Source organism: Cupriavidus sp. 96C5-1, from assembly GCF_057798855.1.
In genome coordinates this window covers 55075-75481 of the sequence record NZ_JBYOJU010000011.1, presented here as the reverse complement: position 1 = coordinate 75481, position 20407 = coordinate 55075, and the positions used below count along the sequence as shown (strand labels likewise).

The following is a 20407-nucleotide window of genomic DNA, read 5'->3' as shown; positions in this document are numbered from 1 at the left end:
CCCTTGGCGATGGTCTGTACCGGCGGCTCGCTCGCATGAATGCGCCCGGACGCATTTATGCGGCACTGTGTCGCATAGCGCGCGGGCGGTGCTGTTCCGTATCGTAGGCGGCTATCCAAGCACGATGAAAAGGCGCGGCCCAATGCAGGTTCGGCGCCACAAGGGAAAACATGAAACGAGCCAGACACTGGAAGCGGCGTGCCGCCGCCTTCCCCGCCGCTGCATTCACCACCGCTGCCTTCGCGCAGGCCAGCAACCTGGCCACGCCGGATGCGGCCGTCACGCTGCCCGCCACCACGGTCACGGCCAAGGCCCCAGGCTCGCTGACCGCGCCAGCTTTGCAGCAGCAAAAGCAGGCACTGGAACAAACGGCCGGCTCGGTCGGCTTTGTCGACGCGGCTTCGTACAGCGACACCTACGCCAGCAACCTGCGCGACGTACTGAAGGATGCGCCGGGCGTTTACGTGCAGGAGCGCTACGGCCAGGAACTGCGCCTTTCCATCCGCGGGTCGGGCATCGCCCGCGGCTATCACACGCGCGGACTGGAGATCCTGCAGGACGGCATCCCCACCAACTTCGCCGACGGTAGCGGCGACTTCTACCAGATCGACCCGCTGGGCCTTGGCGCAGCCGAAGTCTACAAGGGCGGCAATGGGCTGGCATACGGCGGCACCACGCTGGGCGGCGCGATCAATTTCACCACGCCCACCGCGCTCACCGCCGATGCGCCCAACCAGGTGCGCGTGGATGGCGGCAGCTTTGGCACCGCGCGCGCCAGCGGCCAGGTCTCGCGCCAGATCGGCGCCTTCGATTTCCTGGCCAACCTGAGCGTCAACCACGCGGACGGCTTCCGCGCCCACGAGCGGGGCCAGTACGAGCAGTTCAATGCCAATTTCGGCTATCGATTCAGCCCGCGGGTGGAGACCCGCTTCTACCTCGGCGCCTATATCGTCGACCAGCAGCTGCCCGGCGCGCTGTCGCTGAACGATGCGCTGAACAACCCCAGGAAAGCCTCGCCGGCGGCGCTGGCCGGCGACCAGGCGCGCGATACGCGCACCGAGCGCGTGGCCAATGTGACCAGCGTCAAGCTGGACGGCGGGCAGCTGGATTTCACCACCTGGGTCATCCACAAGAGCCTGTACCACCCGATCTTCCAGGTCATCGACCAGGACTACTGGACCTATGGCTTCGCCCCGCGCTACACCGGCACGCAGACCATCGGCGGCTTGCGCAACCAGCTCATCGCCGGTGCGCGCTTGTTCGGCGGCAACAACGACGCGCGCCAGTACCTCAACAACGCCGGCAACCGCGGCGCCCAGACCCTGAACGCAGCGCAGGACGCCTATAACTACGAGGCCTACCTGGAAAACCGCCTTTACGTAACGTCCACGGTCGCGCTGATGGCCGGCGCCAAGGCCTACCGCAACGTGCGTAGATACCAGGACTACGGCGGCCTGCCGGCCAACCCCGCGGCCAAGTCGGACAGCGTGACCTACAGCGGCATCAATCCGAAATTCGGCGTGCTGTGGGAGCCGGCGCGGGATGTGCAGGCCTTTGCCGACATCACGCGCAGCGCGGACGTGCCGGACTTCACCGACCTGAGCCAGACCTTCGCCACCACCACCCGCTTCGTGCCGCTCTCCGCGCAGCGCGGCTGGACCCTGGAACTCGGCACGCGCGGCAAGCGCGAGCGCTTCTCCTGGGACGCAACGGCATACCGCTCGCTGCTACGCGACCAGTTGCTGCAATACACCACCAACCCGAATATCCCGGCTTCGACCTTCAATGCCAACCGCACCACGTTGCAAGGCATCGAACTGGGCGTGTCGGGGGACGTGCTGCAGAACCTGTCCGGCCCGGGCGACAAGCTCACGCTGTCGGCGCTCTGGAACTACAGCGATTTTCGCTTCGACAATGATCCCCAGTATGGCAACAACCGTATCGCCGGCGTGCCGGAGCATGTGCTGCGCGCCACCATCGCCTACAGCCGCGCTGCCGGCCTGCGCGTGGCGGGCACGATCGACTGGGTGCCCGGCGGCGCCTATGTCGACTACGCGAACACGCTGCGCACGCCAGGCTATGCATTGTTCGGCCTGCAGGCCAGCTACGCGTTCGAGCACGGCGTCACCCTCTTTCTCGACGCACGCAACCTTGGCAACAAACGCTATGTGACCGACTTCAGCACCGTGACGGATGCCCGCACCGCCAACACCGCGGTGTTCTACCCGGGCGCGGGGCGCTCGCTGTACGCCGGCGTCAAATACAAGTTCTGACCGGGCCGCGGCAAGCTTGCCTGCTGGTCTTGCAGCTTGAAAAAACCCGCCATGGCGGGTTTTTTCCGTTCCGGGCATAACTGCGCGCGGCGCTCAATCCAGCCGCTCCACCAAGGGCGTCATCCACGTCCCGTCCAGCATGGCCTTGCGCGGCCAGTACACGCGCAGCATCAGGTTGAAGGCATCCGGCGGCGCCGGCAGCCAGTTGGCCACCTGCTTTGCCGGCGGCCGCGAATTCTGGATATGGATATCCAGCGAGCCGTCCCGGTTGTACTTGAGCCGGTCGCGATCGCCAATGGCGTAGCGGCCGAGCGGGTTGGCGACAAATGCCTGCTTGTCGTTATAAAGCGTCAGGGACCAGAAGGCATCGGTGGGCGGCAACTGGCCTTTGGCGAAATGGACCACGTAGCGATGCGCGCCACTCAGCGGCTGGCCCGCGGCATCGACCCGCGTGCCGGGATAGAGCGCGTCCGCCGGCAGGTTGGCGCCAAGCCCCACCCAGGCGACCACGGCACGCTTGCCATAGGCCGTGCCGTAATTGCCGAGATCGCGGTGCATCGTCCATTCGGCGCCCTGCTCGCCGTGCCGGGCCGCGGCCACGATGCCCGCCAGCGCGGCTGTTGCGCCTTCCTGCACCGCGCGCGCGGTCGATGGCTCCAGCGCCGTCACGGAAAACGGCGCACCCGGGACGATGCCTAGCCTGCGGATCGACTCCACCATCCCGGCGTCGTCCGCCGCGGGCGGGTTCGCCGGCAGCAGTGCTGCAAACCGCGTGAAGAAGGCCTGGGCATCCATCGCCGCTACCTGCTCGACAGGCGGTGTCTCGGCATCCACCACGGCCGCTGCGGGCAGGCTGGCCGGCGCTGCTGCGGCACGCGCCGCGCCATCCCGCAGCCATGCGGAAAGCGGCAACAGCCGGTATTGGTCCTGCAGGCGGCGCACCGCGGCGTAGTCCTGCTTGCCATTGGTCTGGGTGCGGCCAAGCAGCCAGACCATATCGGTGGGCGCGCGGATTTCCCTGACGCCCGGCGGCAGCGTTCCCGTCCACTTCGGACCTGTCACGGCGAACACGGCTTTTCTCGTGCCGGTCGTGCGCTTGCCCGGAGAGGCGAAGACATTGGTCCACGCGTCCATCATCGGCATCAGGTAATAGCGCCCGTGCGTGTCGGGCAGCGACAGTATCACCGGTTCGGCGGACAGATCCAGCCATGCCGTCGAGTAAAGCGTATCGGCATTCGGGCTGACCACCGCGCTGAAGCCGGCATCCGGAAAGCTGCGCTTGTGCCCAAACGTGTTGGGCGGAACGCGCGCGGTCATGACCTCGCGCGTGACATCCATCAGCACCAGTGGATAAGCGTAGGCGAACACCTGGGCCGACAAGCCCTTGATGGCCGCATCGGATGGTGCCGCGGCTGACTGCGGCGCAGCGGGTGCTTGCGGGCCCGTGGCACAGGCGGACAACAGCAAACCGAGCGCAAGCGCGCTCGCAATCTGGCGTAGCGAAATACTCATGACCCCCGTTTCCTCTCGGACTGGCGACCTTCCGCGCGTTATCGCCGGCAAACGGGCGACCCGACCGCACAGAGGCGCGTTTATTTTCCCCAGCGATGATGTTCCCGCGAACCAGGCTTGTCAATTGACGAACTGAAAACAATGCGCGCGAACGAACCAAGCCGCAGTCGTGGCGGCAAGGCAGCGAACGGCTTCGATATGAGGCCCCCGGCGACAGCGGCAGCATCGGCCCTTCAGGCCAGGCGATTAACCCTGATAATGAATATCAACTCTCAAAAAACCAATAATCAATAAAAACAGGAATCGAATTATATTAATCACCGAACAAAAAACGATATAATGCCAACCAGCCAGGTTCGCCGCCCAGAATCCGAGCCGGACTTTACCCGGGCAATGCCGCGAACGACCACTTTGCCCTCATTAAGAAGGATTGAGGCAGCCTGCGCCCCAACTCCGTTTCGGCAGCACGGAGTGCATCCATGGAGGTGCCGATTACTCGCGTTTTTTTCATCGCCTTTCCATTTTGGGATGGCTCCAGGTTTCGGCAGGCCTGGTTTTCCGGTACCGGGAAGACCGGAACCCGGCATCTAACAGGGGGCGGGCGGAGTGCGCCCCTGGCCCCGGGGTTCACGGGCCTGCCAGGCATCGCCGCCTTTGGCCTGACCCCGCTTTCCAGCGAATTTTTACACCATTTTTACGCGGCAGCCGTCACCATCCAGTCCTTGAATGCAGCCCTTCTGCATTTCCCGCTAGATACCTCGCCACGCCGCCTCGACCATGGGGCGGCGTCTTTTTTTGGGCGGGCGGCCACGTTGAGGTACCGCCCCCGATCGTCCGCTGCCATGACGGCCTGACCATCGGCCGCAATCGCCAGCCCTTGGCGATCTCCACCGGGGCCGCGGCCCGCTTTCCCGTTTTTTGCTTGGGCACCCTTGTCGTTTATACGATACTGGGGAAGGCATCCAGGCGCCTCATCAAACCGCCATACACAACGCACCGGGACGCCGCCGAGGAAGCCGGGAAGCGCTTCGCCCGGTTGCGGGAGCGGAAGCCGGCCGGACTGCGACGCTGATATGCGACGGATGGAACCGCCATGGCAACTGGCAGCGCATTGCTGGGTAAACACCCCGACCTGTCGGCGGCGCAGGTTTATCTGTTCGCGTTCACGCTGGGCTGCACCACCGGCGTGGATTTCGTCGCCTCATCCATGATGGGCGTGGCGGGCACGCACATCCGGGGCGGCATCCACGCTTCGCCGGAGGATTTTCTCTGGAGCCTCACGTCCTATGCGGCCGCGGCCACGGTCGCCAACCTGATACTGGGGCGCCTCGCCAAGGATATCAGCTATCGCGGCTATAGCCTGCTCGGCCTGGGCATCGCCACTGTGGGGGCAACGCTGTGCGCTGTCTGCAATACCCCGCTCGAACTGAGCCTGGCGCGCGCCGTGCAGGGATTGGGCGCGGGCGGCTTGTTCACCGCGTCCCGCATCATCATCCAGCTGGCCGCCGTCCGCGAAGAGCGGCGGCCGCTCTTCATGGGCTTCAATATCGGCGGCATGGGCCTGGCGGCGCTGGCGCCGTGGATCACGGCAGTGCTGGTGGAGGATGCGAGCTGGCGCATGATCTTTGTAGTGCAGGCCATCATGTCGGCCGCGGCAATGCTGCTGGTGCTGGGCTCCTATCCGCGCCGGCTGGCGGCCTCGCTCGCACCGTGGGAGGTGGATGTCGGCGGCATGGACTGGGTAACCGTGGTCCTGCTTGGCATGGGCGCGCTGGTCCTGCTGCATGGGCTCGGCGACCTGCGCTTCTATGAACTGGCGAGTTCGCCCTCGGTGTCGGTCACACCCCTTGTCGGACTGGCGCTGCTTGCGGCCGTATTCGTGCACCAGCATCGCCACCCCGACCCCTGGCTCAATCCCCGCCTGCTGTTCGGCCGCCGCTACCTGGCCGGGCTGGGCTTCTATACGCTGTATTACTTCCTCAATGGATTGTGGGCCTATGTGGTGCCCACCATGTTGCAGTCCGGGCTCGGCTTCACCTTCCAGACCGCCGGCAAGGTGCTCACCGTCACGGGGCTGATCGGCTGTGCCGGCCTGTGCGCCTTCACCTATGCCGGGAGCCGCCTGAAGGGACAGCGACGCTACATCGCCCTGGGCTACCTCATGTTTGGCGCCGCCGCCTGGCTGCTCAGCCAGCGGATGATGCCGGGCGCCTCCATCGCCGTCCTGCTGCCGGCCCTGACGCTGCAGAGCCTGACCACGCCCTTTATCCTGGCATTGGTGGCGGGCCTGACCTATGCGGAATTCAGCGTCGAGGATTTTGCGCATGCCTACCAGTTCAAGAACATCGTGCGCCAGATTGCGACCGCTGGCGGCACTGGCGTGGCCAGCCTGTGGCTCCAGTACGGCGAGGCGCTGGCACGCACGCAACTGGTGGCCAGGATCACGCCCTTCGACCTGCCCGCCGGCTTCGATGCCGCCACGCTGGCAAGCTGGTCGATGCTGATCGACCAGCAGGCACAGCTGATAGCGGTGAGCAATCTGTTTGCGCTGCTGGCCTTCGCCTGCGTCGCGGTGGCCCTGGTTGCCGTGGCACAGCGCGCACTGCGGTAAGCGACGCGCCGCCCCGGCGAGGCGAAATTCCCGCGCATTGCTACGCCGGTATGGCTGCAGCTCCCGCAGAAATCCCCCTATGCGGTGGGATTGTCCGTGTTTGAATGGGTTCTACAATGCCGCAAAGCAAGGCATGTGCCTAGCCGGGAAGCCGCACAGGAAGCACGATCATGACGCTCTACCTTCTGGGATTTCTAGTCTTCGAAGCCATCTGGTTCTTTCCCTTTCGGAAGGTATTCAAGTCAGCGCATTTCGATGGCTTCTATGCCTACCTGGCATTGATCCCGCTCCTTGGTCCACTGCTCTGCATCTGGATCCTTGCCTCGAAGCCCTGGCCACTCAAGACCAAGCTCGTGCGCACCTACTCGCAGGTGTGAGGCCTGCGTTCGCCGCCAGGCGAGCGCAGGAGGCGGCAGATGGCCATTCAGAAGTCGTTGACGCCCAGCAGCACCGGGTCGAGCGATGGATTCGCCGACCATTTCATCAAGACCGCCTCCTGGATGCGAGCGAGATTCCTCCCGAAAATATCCAGGTGACTGCCGATCTGCCCCTGGGCCAGCTCGTCGAGCGCCGAGCGAGACACGGCGCCTCTACCCTCAACGCCGTTGGCCACAATGGAAAAGCCGATTCGCTCGCCGTCTTCGGAGGGAACCGGATCAAGTATCAGGAAGGTGTTGGACATCGGTGGGCTCGATTTTGGTGCAGAGGGCGGATCCTAGCATGATCCACCGCTTCACCCCGCTCCGCCCGGCTGCGTTTGCGCCTTCCCGGTCATGCCCCTTTGTCGTGCAGATGCAAGCCACCCGTTGCTTGTTCCCGTCGGCCACGCCGCTATCTGCCGCCGCTATAGCCGCCCTGCAACCGCCGTCAGCCACGCTGCGGTACGGTCGGGAATGGTGATCGGCAGCATGTGCCCGCCGGAGACGAGTTCGAGATCCAGCGCCGGCAGCTTGTCCTTCATCGCCTTGCCCTGCGCCTGCCAGTCGAGGATGCCGTCCTCGGTGCCGAACAGGATGCTGACCGGCAGCGCCAGCGTCGCATAGCGCCGGGCCATGCCGGGCAGGTCGTCCGCGATGGCAACCATGTCGGACGATGCCGCATAGAAGCTGCCCGGCCGTAGCCCCAGCAATCCGCCGCCGGCGGTCCCGAAATCCTGGGGCGGCCGGTCGGGACTGAACACCAGTTCCATCATGGCGCGCCCGCGCAGGATCGACCTGGGTATGGCCCACGTCCACGCCACCACGCGGCGCACCGCGGCGGACGAGATCGCCAATGCGCGGAACGAGGCCGGCGTGCCCTCCACGGGATGCGTCAACGGCGCGATCAGGGCCAGCCCGCTGATCGCGTCGGCATGATCGAGCGCAACGCCAAGCGCAACGGCACCGCCAAGGGAATGCCCGACCAGCAAAGGACGTTGCAGGCCAATCGCCCGGATGAATTTGGCGACCACCGCGCTTTGCACCGGCAGGCGTGCGGACATCGCGGCCGGCCTGGTCGAATATCCCGAGCCGGGCCTGTCGACCAGGATCACCCGGAAACGGCTGGCCAGCCGCTCAAGCAGGGCATAGGAGAAGTTGCCGCTCTGGCCGCCCAGTCCGTGGACCATCACGATGGCCGGGCCGTTGCCTTTGTCGATGTAATGGATCCGGGCCCCGTCGATCTCGATGAACTTCCCCTTCGGCGGCAGCGCCTTTTCCACCTTGCGCGCCATCAGCCAGGTAAATGCCACCAGCCCGAGCACGACGACGACGGCAACCGCAATACAAGCAATCAGTAAGGTCATATAACAGGGATCCTTTCAACCGTTCACGGAATCCGCGGTCATGGCGGAAGGCATGGTGCTCTCCGGCCGCGCCGCAGCCTGGCCGGCCCGGCCGAACGCCATCGCGCCATCTTCGATCCTGCCGAATTTCAGCGCCATCAGGTCGAACAGGTAGTTCTGATGCACCCGCCATGGCCGCTTCGAGCCCTGCTTGGGCAGGATGCCGCTGGCGCGTTGCACATAGCCTGAGCTCAGCGACAGCGACGGCTCCTGGTCCGCGGACGAATCCGCACGCCGCGGCGCGCACCAGGCATAGCCGTGCGCGTCCATGTGATTGATCAACCGGCACACATAGGTCGACGACAGTTCCGCCTTCAGGGTCCAGGAGGCGTTGACATAGCCCATGGCAACCGCAAGGTTGGGCATGTCGCTATACATCATGCCTTTGTACATAAAGGCCTGCGCCGGGCTCCGTGGTACGCCATCCACCTCGATCTGCAGTCCGCCCGCCACTTTGAGCTGCAGTCCCGTGGCCGTCACGATGACGTCCGCGTCGAGTTGCGCGCCGGAGCGCAGCGCCAGCCCTGTCTCGGTGAACGACGCGATCTGGTCGGTCGCCACGGAGGCCTTGCCGGAGCGGATGGATTCGAACAGGTCGGAGTCCGGCACCAGGCAAAGCCGCTGGTCCCACGGCTTGTAGGATGGCGTGAAGTGCTTGTCAATGTCATAGTCGGGCCCGAGCTGGGCACGCACGCCCTTGAGGATCTTCTGTTTGACCAGCTCCGGCTTCTTGCGCGACAGATTGTAGAAGTACATGCCGAGCAAGACGTTCTTCCAGCGTGTGGCCCGGTGCGCCATGCCCGCCGGCAGGCGCCGCTGCAACCATGCGGAAATGGCATCGCTGGATGGGCGGGCCACGATATAGGTCGGCGAGCGCTGCAGCATGGTCACATGGGCAGCCCGCTTGGCCATTTCAGGCAGCAGCGTGACCGCAGTCGCGCCGCTGCCGATCACGACCACGCGCTTGTCGTCATACACCAGGTCCGACGGCCAGTGCTGCGGATGCACGATGCGCCCGCCAAACCGCTCCATGCCCGGCCAGCCCGGCATATAGCCATCCGCGTAGTCATAGTAGCCGCTGCAGAGATAGAGAAAACCACAAGTGAAGCGCGCGGGCGTGGCCTGCGGGCCAACCGTCGCCTCCACCGTCCACCGGGCGGTGTCGGACGACCACGAAGCACGGGTGGCGCGGTGGCCGAAGCGGATGCGCTGCTCGATACCGAATTCCCGTGCCGTGCCCCGGATGTACTGCAGGATGGCATCGCCGTCGGCGATCGACTTCTCGCTCCGCCAGGGGCGGAAACTGAAGCCCAGCGTGTACATGTCCGAGTCCGACCTCACGCCGGGATAACGGAAGAGATCCCACGTGCCGCCGATCGCATCCCGCCCTTCCAGTATCGCGAACGTCTTGCCCGGGCAGCTGGTTTGCAGGTGGTAGGCCGCGCAGATGCCGGACAGCCCGGCCCCTACGATCAGCACATCGACATGCTGTGCCTTGCCCTGTCCAGCGGCATGCGCCGTCTGCTGTCCCGCGCCCCGCGCTTCGGCCGGCGTGCCGGACTGGGCCTGGGAAGAAAGATGATCCGCGTTGCCTGATAGCATCGATTGTCTCCTGTTGGCAAAACCGGGCTGGCGCTGGCCGCGCCGAATTCTCGCGGTGCATTCGTGCTGCCTTCGGACTAGACTAGGGTGTTCACCCTAATTTATCAACCGGGATTGCCTGGAATCAGGGCTTACCCCTAAATTCCCCCATGCAAGACATGCAGATAACGCAACACCACAGGAGTCTCCGGCCATGACTGTGAAAGGCGCGCCGGTCCTGCGCCCCAAGACGCGCGAACGCATCCTGGATGCCTGCCTGAGCCTGTTCAACGAACGCGGCCCGGTCGTTGTGACGACGGCGGAGATCGCGTCGGCGGTCGGCATCCAGGAAGGCAATCTCTACTATCACTTCAACCGCAAGGAACAGATCCTGGAGGCGCTGTTCGACAAGTTCGAGCGGGCGCTGCGCGACACCTCGGTTGCCGATCTGGCGCATGGGGAAGAACCTGGCCGTTTTGCAGGCTATCTGAGCGGCTGGTTCAACCTGATGTGGGAGTGGCGCTTCTTCTATCGCGACTCGGCCGCCATTCGCAACCTTGCGCCGGCTTTGCGCTCGCGCACCGAAGCGCTGGCCAATGACGGCCAGCGAGATGTCCGGCGGGTATTCGGGGACATGGAATCCGCGGGATTGCTGCGCGCCACGCCCGCGCAACTCGATCATCTGGTCGTGAATACCTGGATCGTATCCACTTACTGGATCGACTATCTGCGCTCCCGCCATGGTATCGACGCCATCAAGCGCCAACATATCCGATGGGGCGCGTCTCAGGTGATGAGCCTTTTCTCGCCCTATCTGACCGAGACCGGCAATGACTTGCTGAACATCAAGGTAGACCAGGGCTGAGGCAAGGCAAGAAAGCAAAAAGCCCGTGCGGTGTGATCCGCACGGGCTTTTTGCCTTATATCTGGTTGCGGGGGCAGGACTTGAACCTGCGACCTTCGGGTTATGAGCCCGACGAGCTGCCAACTGCTCCACCCCGCGGGCCGAAATATACGCGGGTTGGCGGCATCTGGATACCCTTTATGGAAAAAAAGCCGGAAAGTGCCGGTATGGATCCCTTCCCCGAGGCGATGCGAACGGAAATGCACCGCCCGAGGCCCTGCGGCAATACGAACTTCCGACCTTCCGGCGCAGGCGCCGCCGGCACCGGAACCAGGCCTGGACTCCTGCCCCCGGTTTCAGCTATTGGCGTCTATCCACTGCCTGGCCCATTCGTAGGCAGCCGCCTTCGCATCGTCAGGCGTGGCATGGTTGCGGCCGATCGACCTGGCATCCTGCACCACGGCGCCATCCTCCCAGATCGCGCAGGATGCGATGTGCAAGCCGTCCTTGATCGTCTTGCAGAAGACATGGACAACATAGCCCCTGTATTCCTTGATGCCTTCCGTGACGCCGCTTTCCATCTCCGTGTCTCTCCTTTGCACTTGCCTGGATTCGCAGGATCATTGCTGCGTTCTGTTGGAATCCTAGCATTTCCACCCGCATCCGATGCCGCTCTTGCCGTCTGGCCAGCCCGGATGCACGCGGGCTCAGGGAGTTGCCCGCGTCACCTGCCCTCCTCCGGCCTGCCGCCCTCGCCCACATAGGGAATGGCATGCTCGACGGTGTCCCAGATAAAGCGCCCGGAGGGGCTTTGCTGCTCTTCGACGATATGCGCCACCAGGCCCGCCGCACGCGAAATGACGGCAAAGCCGCGCATCACGCCCGTGGCCACGCCCAGCTCGCCCAGCAAGGCGGCGACGGCGCCCGTGGCGTTGATGGTGATGGCCCGGCCGCTCACGGCATCCACGGCCCTGGACAGGCACTCGAGTGCGCGGATCTTGTCTCCGGCCAGGTCGGGCTCGGCGCGCCCCATCTCGAGCAGCTTGTAGGCGCGCGGATCCACCGGCTTGTGCAAGTGGTGGCCGAAGCCCGGGACGGGGCTCTTGACGGCTTTGTAGTGGCGCGCGATCTCCATCGCCTCGGCATCGGGGTCGGCGGCCGCGCCGATGCGGTCGAGCAACTGCGCGCAGTTCTCCATGGTGCCCACGAATGAACTCCCGACCGCCAGCAGGCCTGCCGACACGGCACCCTGCAGGTTCTCGGGCGCGCTCATGTAGATCAGGCGCGTGGCGATGGCGCTCGGCGTGAGGCCGTGCTCCATCAGGACGATCAGCACCACGTCGGTGATGCGCAGGTCGACCGGGCGCGGCTCGCGGCCGAGAATCTGCATCAGCATCACTTCCGTAAAGGTCTTCTTGCCCATCAGGTCCTCGACCAGGTTCGCATCGCGGTAATGCAGGCTGGTGAGCGTATGGGTGCACAGGCGGGTAACGGGCTTGGCGGTTGTGGTCATGGCTTGGTCCTTGATGCTGCGCGGGCGCTGTTGTCTGCGCTAGCTGGGTTGTCGGTGCCAGGCGCCCCGGGGGCCATGGCGCGTTCCCGCACCGTGGTCTTGAGCACCTTCCCTACGGGCGAGCGCGGCAGGCTGGCATGGAAATGAATGCGCTTGGGCGTCTGCACGGGTCCGAGCCGCTCTCGCACGAAGGCGATCAATCCGGCTTCGGTAGCGTGTTGGCCGGGGCGCAACTCCACGGCGGCCTGCACCGCCTCGCCCCATTTCTCATCGGGCACGCCGAACACCGCGCATTCATGCACGGCGGGATGCTGGCCTAGCGCGTTCTCGACATCCACCGGATACACGTTGAATCCACCGGTGATGACCATGTCTTTCAGCCGGTCCTTCAGGTAGAGGTAGCCACGCTCGTCGATCATGCCGCGGTCGCCGGTATGCAGCCAGCCGTCCACCAGGGTCTCCCCGGTTTTCTCCGGCAGGCGCCAGTAGCCGGTCATGACGAGGTCACCGCGCGCCACCACCTCGCCGACCTCGCATGGGGGCAGCAAGCGGCCGTCCGGCGACATGACCGCCACGTCGCTGAACCAGCCGGCAAGGCCCACCGCAGCCCAGTTCCGTTCATCATCGAAGTCCCGGGGACGCATCACGGTAAGAATCTGCGGCGCCTCGGTCTGGCCGTAGGTGGTGCCCAGCACCGGGCCGAAGAAGTCGCGCACCTCGCGGATCTTCTCCGGCGGCATCGGGGCGCCCCCATAGATCAGCCGGCGCAGGCGCGGAAAGTCCGCGCGCGAGGCGCCCGGCAACGCCATCAGCATGTAGACCAGCGTAGGCGGCATGAAGCACGCGGTACCGCCACGTTCGCGGAACGCGGTACGCACGGCCTCGGCGCCCGCCTCGGCCAGCACCACGTGGCAACCGCCCTGTGCCAGGATGGGCAGCAGATAGGTTGAGGTGCCATGCGTGATCGGCGCCGCCACGATATAGCGCTCGTGCTCGTCGAAGCCCCACGCGTGGATCTGGTTGACGATGTTGGCCATCCAGGCGCGGTAAGGCTGCATCACGCCCTTCGGCGCACCGGTGGTGCCGCCGGTGAACTTGATCGCCTGGATGGCATCCGGCGGCAGCGTGAAGACCGGGCGCGGCGCTCCCGCATGCACCGCCGCCAGCGCCGCGACGGTTGGCTCGCCTGCCGGCGGCAAGCCGCTGTAGATGCGCACGCCGGGCGCGCCCTCCAGCAGGCCGGCACAGGCCGCATCGACCACCAGGATGGACGGCTCGGTCGCGTCGACGATGCGGCGGATCTCAGGCCGGGTGCTCTTCGGATTGAGCGGCACCCAGACCTTGCCGCAGGCCAGCACCGCCAGCAGCGCGGCAATATGCTCGGCGCTGTTGCCCGCGCAAATGCCGACCCGGCTTTGCGGTGCGGGGTCCAGCGCGACGAGCGCGGCGGCGAGCGCGGCCACCCGGTCGGCCAGCGCATCGTAGCGGATGGCGCCTTCGGGCGCATCGATGGCGACATTGCCAGGCCAGCGCGCGGCGGCGCGCCAGAAGAAATCGATCGGATACATGAAGGGTGGGACTCCTTATTCGGCCTTGGCGCCGGACTGTTTCACCACGTCGTGCCAGCGCTTGATCTCCGCCTTGATGAAGCTACGCAACTGCCCCGGCGTACCGGGTTCGGGCGTGGCCGCCAGGTCGTGCAGGCGCTGGCGCACGTCGGGCGCCGCAAGCGCCTTGTTGAGGGCGGCGTTCACGCGCTCGATCACCGGCCTCGGCGTGCCGGCAGGCGCGGCGAGGCTGAACCACGATTGCACGTCGAAGCCGGGAAAACCCGACTCGGCAACCGTCGGCACGTCCGGCAACAGCGGCGAACGCTGCGCGCTGGTGATGGCGATGGCGCGCAAGCGGCCCGCCTGCACGTGCGGCAGCGCCGACGGCGTGTTGTCGAACATCGACTGCACCTGGCCGCCCAGCAGATCGGTGATCGCCGGCGCGCTGCCGCGGTAGGGCACGTGCAGCATGTTCAGCCCGGCCTGCATCTTGAACATCTCGCCCGACAGGTGGATGGACGAGCCGCTGCCCGATGATGCGAACGTGACGCCGTTCGGCGATGCCTTCGCGAAGCGCACATAGTCCGCCACGCTCTTGACCGGCAGCTTGGGATTCACCACCAGCAGGTTGGGAATCTTGGCGATCAGCCCGATCGGCTCGAAGTCGTTCTGCGGGTCATAGCCCAGCTTGTTGTACAGGGTGCCGTTGATGGTGTTGGCGATAGTGTAGACATAGAGCGTGTAGCCGTCGGGCACCGCCTTGGCGACCACCTCCGCGCCCACATTGCTGTTGGCGCCCGCGCGGTTGTCCACGATCACGGATTGGCCAAGCTGCTCGCCGAGCTTGTTGGCGACAATGCGCGCGATCACGTCGGTGGCGCCGCCGGGGGCGTAGCCAACCACGAGTCTGACCGGCTTGGCCGGCCAGGCGGCGGGCTGCGCCTGCAACGGCAGCACAGCGCTGCACGCAAGTGCGGCGGCGAACGCGAGCCAGCGCCGGCGCGGTGCGCGATGGAATGTCATGCTTTGTCTCCTGTTGGATGTCATGCTTGTCGCGGGCCCGTTCTTGTCACGCTGCGGCATACTGCGGGGTACCCCACCGACGGAGAAATTCTTCCCGATGCCCGCCCGCACCGCCACTCGAAACGTCCGCCTGCCGGACATTCAAGCCATGGACATGGCGACGCCCACCCCCGCCGCCGAACGCGACGACGATCCCGGCAGCCGCACGCTTCGGCGTGGGCTGCAACTGCTGGACACGGTGCGCGAAAGCGGCCGCGACGGTCTTCGCGTAGTGGATCTGTGCCGTGCCGCGGGGCTGGAGCGGGCCACGGTCTACCGGCTGCTGGCGACCCTGATCGAGAGCGGCTACATCGCACAACGCGGCCGCTTTCGCTATACGGCAGGCCCGCGTCTGGCAAGCCTGGCACCGCCCAAGGCCACGCCTGGCTTTGCGCAGCGCTTGCAGCCCGTCCTGGCGCGGGTAAGCGCGGCCTGCGGCGACGCTGCCTTCGCCATCGTGCGCGAAGGGCCGATCTCGCACTGCATTGCACGCCACGTGGGCACCCACCCGGTGCAGATCCTCGTCATCCAGGTCGGCACGCGCCAGCCGCTAGGCGTCGGCGCCGCAGGGCTGGCCTTGCTGGCGGCACTGCCGGACAACGACGTGGCGGGCTGCATCGCAGCCAACGCGCCGGCGCTGGGGCAGTACGGCGGCATGACGCCGGATCGCATGCGGATCCTGGTGCGCGCCACCCGCGAGCGCGGCTGGTCGGTGATCGGCAACCACGCCACCCGCGGCGTCCTGGCGGTCGGCATGGCGGTCCACGCCGGCGACGGCGAGCCCCTGGCGGCCATCAGCGTGGCATCCACCCTGGCGCGCATGCCGCGCGAGCGCCAGCAACTGATTGCGCGCGCCATGCGCGAGGCACTGGGGGCCCTGCTGCCAAACGGCCTGTAGATGCCACGGCAAGCGCTACTGTCCGGTTTTCGGCTCGCAAATGGAGATTCCATCTCTTTTTAATCTCAATATATGAGAGTTACTTTCATATATTGACAACTAATTGAGAGAGCCCATAACATCTGCTCCGAATAGATGAGCTTCGCCACGTCACGGCCATCTCCGGTCGGGGACATCGCAACGCGCGGCTCAAGTCAATCGGAGGAGATCCAATGAGCAAAAGCGACACGATCAAAGCCGCCATCATCGGTTCCGGCAATATCGGTACCGACCTGATGATCAAGATCCTGCGGCACGGCAAGCATCTGGAGATGGGAGCGATGGTCGGCATCGACCCCGCATCGGACGGCCTGGCGCGCGCGGCGCGCCTCAACGTCCCCACCACGGCGGGCGGCATCGACGGCCTGCTGGCCATGCCCGAGTTCAAGGACATCCGCGTGGTCTTCGACGCCACCTCGGCAGGCGCGCACGAGCACCACAACGCGAAGCTGCAGGAAAAAGGCATCCGCGTGATCGACCTGACGCCGGCGGCCATCGGCCCGTACGTGATTCCCGCCATCAACATCGACCAGCAGCTTGAAGCCACCAACATCAATATGGTGACCTGCGGCGGCCAGGCAACCATCCCCATGGTCGCGGCGGTGTCCCAGGTGGCCAAGGTGCACTACGCCGAGATCGTGGCTTCGATCTCGAGCAAGTCGGCCGGCCCCGGCACCCGCGCCAATATCGACGAGTTCACCGAAACCACCTCACGCGCCATCGAAGTGCTGGGCGGCGCCACGCGCGGCAAGGCGATCATCATCCTGAACCCGGCCGAGCCGCCGCTGATCATGCGCGACACGGTGTTCGTCCTGTCCGACCTGGCCGATCAGGACCGCATCGAAGCCAGCATCCACGAGATGGTGAAGAAGGTGCAGTCCTATGTGCCGGGCTACCGGCTCAAGCAGTCGGTGCAATTCGACCGCTTCGAGGGAGAGAACGCGCTGAACGTGCCGGGTATCGGCAGGACCGCTGGCCTGAAGACCTCGGTCTATCTCGAGGTGGAGGGCGCCGCGCACTACCTGCCGGCCTACGCGGGCAATCTCGACATCATGACCTCCGCGGCACTGGCCTGCGCGGAACGCATGGCGCAGACGCAACTCTGCGCAGCCTGAAAGACAAGGGGGAAACCGAGATGAGCACCAAGAAAATCTATATTTCCGATGTCACGCTGCGCGACGGCATGCATGCCATCCGCCATCAGTACAGCATCGAGAACGTCAGGACGATCGCAGCCGCGCTGGACGCGGCGCACGTCGATTCGATCGAAGTCGCGCACGGCGACGGCCTGAGCGGCTCGAGCTTCAACTACGGCTTCGGCGCCAACACGGACCTGGAGTGGATTGCGGCCGCGGCCGAGAGCGTGAAGCACGCCAGGATCGCCACCCTGCTGCTGCCGGGCATCGGCACCGTGCACGACCTGCACGCCGCCTACGATGCCGGTGCGCGCGTGGTGCGCGTGGCCACGCATTGCACCGAGGCCGACACCTCGCGCCAGCATATCGAATGCGCGCGCAAGCTGGGCATGGATACCGTCGGCTTCCTGATGATGAGCCACATGACGGAGCCGGAGAAACTGGCCGGGCAGGCCAAGCTGATGGAGAGCTATGGCGCCACCTGCATCTACGTGGTGGACTCCGGCGGCGCGCTGACCATGAACGGCGTGCGCGACCGTGTGCGAGCGCTGCGCGGCACGCTGCAGGCCGGCACGGAAATCGGCATCCATGCCCACCACAACCTCAGCCTTGGCGTGGCCAATTCTGTGGTAGCGGTGGAGGAAGGCTGCGATCGCGTCGATGCCAGCCTGGCCGGCATGGGCGCGGGCGCGGGCAATGCGCCGCTCGAAGTCTTCGTGGCGGTGGCCGAGCGCATGGGCTGGAACCATGGCTGCGATGTGCGCGCGCTGATGGATGCCGCCGATGACCTGGTGCGCCCGCTGCAGGACCGGCCGGTGCGGGTCGATCGCGAAACGCTCGCGCTAGGCTACGCCGGCGTGTACTCGAGCTTCCTGCGCCACGCGGAAACCGCCTCGCAAAAATACGGCGTGCCGGCAGTGGAAATCCTGGTGGAACTGGGACGGCGCCGCATGGTGGGCGGGCAGGAAGACATGATCGTGGACGTCGCGCTCGATCTCAAACGCTAGCAAAGCCGGGCCTCGGGCCCGGCCGCCAGCCGCAGGCACGATTCCTGACCGCGGTGGCGACGAGCTGGCGCACGCTGCTGCGGCGCCTCTCCGAGGGCAGCAAGACGGCGGTGAGCGGGTCGCTGCTGGCTGCGATGAACAGCGCCCCGGCATTCGGCTTCAGTGCCATTGTCGCGACGCTGCCGGGCTTCATCATCGCCGCCAGGACGCTGCAGATGATCCCCACTCCGCTCTTCAACGAAGCCATCTCGATCACCGTGCTGGCCGGCCTGATGGGATCAGCTATCGCGGGCCTGACCCACCGCCAGTCGTACCGCGGCATGTTTTCCATCACGCTGATCAAGACCGCCATGGCGGGACCAGCGGCATCGCCTGACGGCGGCCAGCCGCATGCACAACGGAAGCCGCCGGCGCCGGCTCAGGGCCGCGCCGGCTTTCCGCCAAGCTGCTGGCTGATATCCGCCGCCGCGCGCCGGATCACCGGTATCAGCGCCTGTACCCGCTCGCTGTCCATATACTGCACGGCGCTCGATACGCTCACCGCCGCCACGATGCGGTTGGTGGCGTCCCGGATCGGCGCCGCCACGCAGCGGATCGACGGCTCGTCCTCGCCCAGGTCGAAGGCGTAGTCGGCTTGCGCATAGCCGCGCATGGCGTCGATCCACACTGCCTCCGGCGGCATCTGGGGCGCCTTTGCCGCTTCCCGCGTATACAGCCGCCGCCACTCCGGCTCGCCGCTGTCGATCAGCAGCGCCTTGCCCACGCCCGTGGTGCAGACCGGCTTGCGGCCGCCGATGTGAGAGCTGATCTCCACCGCGCGCTGCCCCGCCAGCTTGTCGAGATACACCACCTCGTCCCCGATCAGCGTGGCCAGATGCACGGTATCGCGCGTCTGCGCCGCAAGGCGTTCGAGATACGGCCGCGCGCAGCCGAGAATGTCCGACTGCCGGTGCGCCTGGAAGCCCAGTTCGATCAGCCGGCTGCCGAGGCTGTACCCCTTGCGCGGCTCATGCTGCAGATAGCGGATCTCAGTCAGCGCCGAGGCCAGCCGGTGCGCGGTGCTGTAGGAGATGCCGGTCTGCTTGCTGATTTCCGGCAAGGTGGTGAAGCCCTGCGACACGGCATCGACGATTTCCAGCCCGCGGAACAAGGTCTGGCTGGCGAGGCTGCGTTTCGGTACGGGCTCTGCAGCGGTGCTGGATGCGGGATCGGTCTTTGGCATGGGAGTGGATACGGGAGCCGCGCATCCGCAGGCGTGCCGATCGATGCGCCGGAATGACAAAATGACAAAAGGGTCAGCACGCAGAACGTGCTAACCCTTGTCTTATCGGTGGTGCGGCTGGCAGGATTCGAACCCACGACCCCTTGGTTCGTAGCCAAGTACTCTATCCAACTGAGCTACAGCCGCACGCGAGAACGACATTCTAGCGGAGCCGCCGAAAAAAGCAAGACCCCTCGCCGTATTTATTGATTCCAGCCTGCCGCCGATGCCAGCCTTGTCCGCGAGCTACCAGCGATAGCGCGCGCCCACGGTCCCGCCGGGATTGCGGCCGGCCTTCAGCTTGAGCCAGATCTTGACGCCTGAATTGGTGCTGCCATGCGCACCCAGGTTGAACGCGAGCAGGCCGCGCAGCATCTCGGGATCGATGCGGGTACCGTTGATGTTGATGACCTGCTTGTGATCCTGCCAGAGGTCCGCTTCGACGAAGGGATAGACCCCGTTGACGCCATTGAGCCGGGTCGGCTGCGTCTGATAGACCCGCACGACCATCGCCGCCACGCTGCTGTCTTCCGGCTGGCCGGCCAGGAAACCGTTGGCGTTCTTGTCGAGGCCGGACTGGTAGGCAAGCTGCAGGCGCGACTGTATCGTCAGGCCGCCACTGCGCGGCAGCACGGTGTCCAGCGCAAGCGCCATGCTTTGCACACGGCTGCCGACATGGCCGGTTGCCGAAGTGGCATCGTCCATATGGAGGGAAAAAACGGCGCGCGGCGGCTTGCCGGCTGAATCGGCATAAGCGGGATCGCTGGCGACGGCGATGGGACCGGGCGCATCGTTGTCCGCGCCGTGGCTAGCGGAACGCGGCTCCCCAGCCTGATGCCAGCGGCCGATCGATGCCATCACGGGCATCTGCACATAGTCCACGTGGCCGGGTGGCGCCGGCGGCGATGCTATCGGCCTTGCTGGTGCTGCTGATTCTGCTGATGCTGCCGGTTGCGTGGTTGCCGCCGGCATCGCCATTGACGTCGTGGCGACTGGCGATGAAGTCGCCACGTTGCCGGCCACCTGCGCCATGGGTTCGGCTTCGGCCTGGTCCCGGGCAAAGCCCGGGTTGCCGCTGGCGGGACGCTCTTCCGCTTGTGCCAGGGCTGCCATCAGCATCGCAAGAATCGAGCAGCACAGGCGGCAAGGATGGGTGTGGACGGCGTGCGCGCAAAGACCATGCTCAGCGGTACCGGTACCGTCCGATGTCGCGCTCGCAGAAGACACGCCCGTGGCCATCGCTGCTACCTCTGGCGAAAATGCACCATGTCGGCTTTGCTTGAGCATAGGTCAAACCC

The 20407-nt window shown here is 65.7% G+C and carries 18 protein-coding genes and 2 tRNA genes; 7 read left to right on the top strand and 13 right to left on the bottom strand.

The features are described from left to right. Positions 1-170: 170 nt before the first annotated feature. Positions 171-2273, top strand: coding sequence for a TonB-dependent receptor family protein (locus AC3FOF_RS14790; RefSeq protein ID WP_488727010.1), 2103 nt, complete (start codon positions 171-173; stop codon positions 2271-2273). A 93-nt stretch (positions 2274-2366) separates the two neighbouring features. On the opposite strand, the gene AC3FOF_RS14785 is transcribed toward AC3FOF_RS14790, so the two are convergent. Next, on the bottom strand, positions 2367-3785 hold the full coding sequence (locus AC3FOF_RS14785; RefSeq protein ID WP_488727009.1) for a DUF1254 domain-containing protein: 1419 nt from the start codon (positions 3783-3785) through the stop codon (positions 2367-2369). Positions 3786-4878: 1093 nt separating this feature from the next. On the opposite strand from AC3FOF_RS14785, the gene AC3FOF_RS14780 reads away from it, so the two are divergent. Continuing rightward, positions 4879-6396 (top strand): MFS transporter, encoded by a 1518-nt coding sequence (locus AC3FOF_RS14780; protein ID WP_488727008.1) that lies wholly within the window; start codon positions 4879-4881, stop codon positions 6394-6396. A gap of 170 nt (positions 6397-6566) precedes the next feature. Beyond that, the gene (locus AC3FOF_RS14775) at positions 6567-6773 is read left to right on the top strand and encodes a hypothetical protein (protein ID WP_017231290.1); all 207 of its coding nucleotides are present in this window, start codon (positions 6567-6569) and stop codon (positions 6771-6773) included. Positions 6774-6820: 47 nt separating this feature from the next. Here AC3FOF_RS14775 and AC3FOF_RS14770 read toward each other — a convergent pair whose 3' ends face one another. The 3 genes from AC3FOF_RS14770 to AC3FOF_RS14760 form a co-directional block, all read right to left on the bottom strand. Beyond that, a complete protein-coding gene (locus tag AC3FOF_RS14770; protein WP_017231291.1) occupies positions 6821-7078 on the bottom strand; it encodes a hypothetical protein in 258 nt (85 codons plus the stop codon). A 162-nt stretch (positions 7079-7240) separates the two neighbouring features. After that, positions 7241-8179, bottom strand: a complete 939-nt coding sequence (locus tag AC3FOF_RS14765; RefSeq protein WP_488727007.1) for an alpha/beta fold hydrolase — start codon at positions 8177-8179, stop codon at positions 7241-7243. A 15-nt stretch (positions 8180-8194) separates the two neighbouring features. Further along, positions 8195-9820 carry a flavin-containing monooxygenase gene (locus AC3FOF_RS14760; protein WP_488727006.1) on the bottom strand — a complete coding sequence of 542 codons (1626 nt, stop codon included), beginning with the start codon at positions 9818-9820 and terminating at the stop codon, positions 8195-8197. A gap of 193 nt (positions 9821-10013) precedes the next feature. On the opposite strand from AC3FOF_RS14760, the gene AC3FOF_RS14755 reads away from it, so the two are divergent. Further along, entirely contained in the window at positions 10014-10664 is a 651-nt protein-coding gene (locus AC3FOF_RS14755; RefSeq protein WP_276264556.1) for a TetR/AcrR family transcriptional regulator, read from the top strand. Positions 10665-10726: 62 nt separating this feature from the next. Here AC3FOF_RS14755 and AC3FOF_RS14750 read toward each other — a convergent pair. The 5 genes from AC3FOF_RS14750 to AC3FOF_RS14730 all read right to left on the bottom strand — a co-directional run bounded on the left by AC3FOF_RS14750 (position 10727) and on the right by AC3FOF_RS14730 (position 14729). Continuing rightward, positions 10727-10802, bottom strand: a tRNA-Met gene (locus AC3FOF_RS14750). 197 nt (positions 10803-10999) lie between these two features. Further along, entirely contained in the window at positions 11000-11224 is a 225-nt protein-coding gene (locus tag AC3FOF_RS14745; protein ID WP_017231295.1) for a DUF6566 family protein, read from the bottom strand. A gap of 143 nt (positions 11225-11367) precedes the next feature. Beyond that, positions 11368-12156: a citryl-CoA lyase gene (locus tag AC3FOF_RS14740; protein WP_017231296.1), complete on the bottom strand. Its 789-nt coding sequence runs from the start codon at positions 12154-12156 to the stop codon at positions 11368-11370. After that, complete coding sequence (locus tag AC3FOF_RS14735) at positions 12153-13724, bottom strand: class I adenylate-forming enzyme family protein (RefSeq protein ID WP_488727005.1); 1572 nt, start codon at positions 13722-13724, stop codon at positions 12153-12155. Before AC3FOF_RS14735 ends, AC3FOF_RS14740 begins: the two co-directional genes overlap by 4 nt. 15 nt (positions 13725-13739) lie before the next feature. Next, complete coding sequence (locus tag AC3FOF_RS14730) at positions 13740-14729, bottom strand: tripartite tricarboxylate transporter substrate binding protein (RefSeq protein ID WP_276264559.1); 990 nt, start codon at positions 14727-14729, stop codon at positions 13740-13742. A gap of 97 nt (positions 14730-14826) precedes the next feature. Here AC3FOF_RS14730 and AC3FOF_RS14725 point away from each other — a divergent pair, with 97 nt between their 5' ends. The 3 genes from AC3FOF_RS14725 (at position 14827) to dmpG (ending at position 17848) form a co-directional block, all read left to right on the top strand. Next, positions 14827-15666: an IclR family transcriptional regulator gene (locus tag AC3FOF_RS14725; protein ID WP_488727004.1), complete on the top strand. Its 840-nt coding sequence runs from the start codon at positions 14827-14829 to the stop codon at positions 15664-15666. Between the two features lie 212 nt (positions 15667-15878). Continuing rightward, positions 15879-16820 (top strand): acetaldehyde dehydrogenase (acetylating), encoded by a 942-nt coding sequence (locus AC3FOF_RS14720; RefSeq protein ID WP_017230444.1) that lies wholly within the window; start codon positions 15879-15881, stop codon positions 16818-16820. 20 nt (positions 16821-16840) lie between these two features. Next, positions 16841-17848 (top strand): 4-hydroxy-2-oxovalerate aldolase, encoded by a 1008-nt coding sequence (gene dmpG, locus AC3FOF_RS14715; RefSeq protein ID WP_017230443.1) that lies wholly within the window; start codon positions 16841-16843, stop codon positions 17846-17848. Here the strand turns inward: dmpG and AC3FOF_RS14710 are convergent. The 4 genes from AC3FOF_RS14710 to AC3FOF_RS14695 all read right to left on the bottom strand — a co-directional run bounded on the left by AC3FOF_RS14710 (position 17838) and on the right by AC3FOF_RS14695 (position 20222). Beyond that, a complete protein-coding gene (locus AC3FOF_RS14710) occupies positions 17838-18200 on the bottom strand; it encodes a hypothetical protein (RefSeq protein ID WP_276264561.1) in 363 nt (120 codons plus the stop codon). The genes dmpG and AC3FOF_RS14710 overlap by 11 nt on opposite strands. 66 nt (positions 18201-18266) lie before the next feature. Next, positions 18267-19070, bottom strand: coding sequence for an IclR family transcriptional regulator (locus AC3FOF_RS14705; RefSeq protein ID WP_017230441.1), 804 nt, complete (start codon positions 19068-19070; stop codon positions 18267-18269). A 109-nt stretch (positions 19071-19179) separates the two neighbouring features. Beyond that, positions 19180-19256: transfer RNA gene (locus tag AC3FOF_RS14700), tRNA-Arg, on the bottom strand. Between the two features lie 99 nt (positions 19257-19355). After that, entirely contained in the window at positions 19356-20222 is an 867-nt protein-coding gene (locus AC3FOF_RS14695; protein WP_488727003.1) for a hypothetical protein, read from the bottom strand. Positions 20223-20407: the final 185 nt, after the last annotated feature.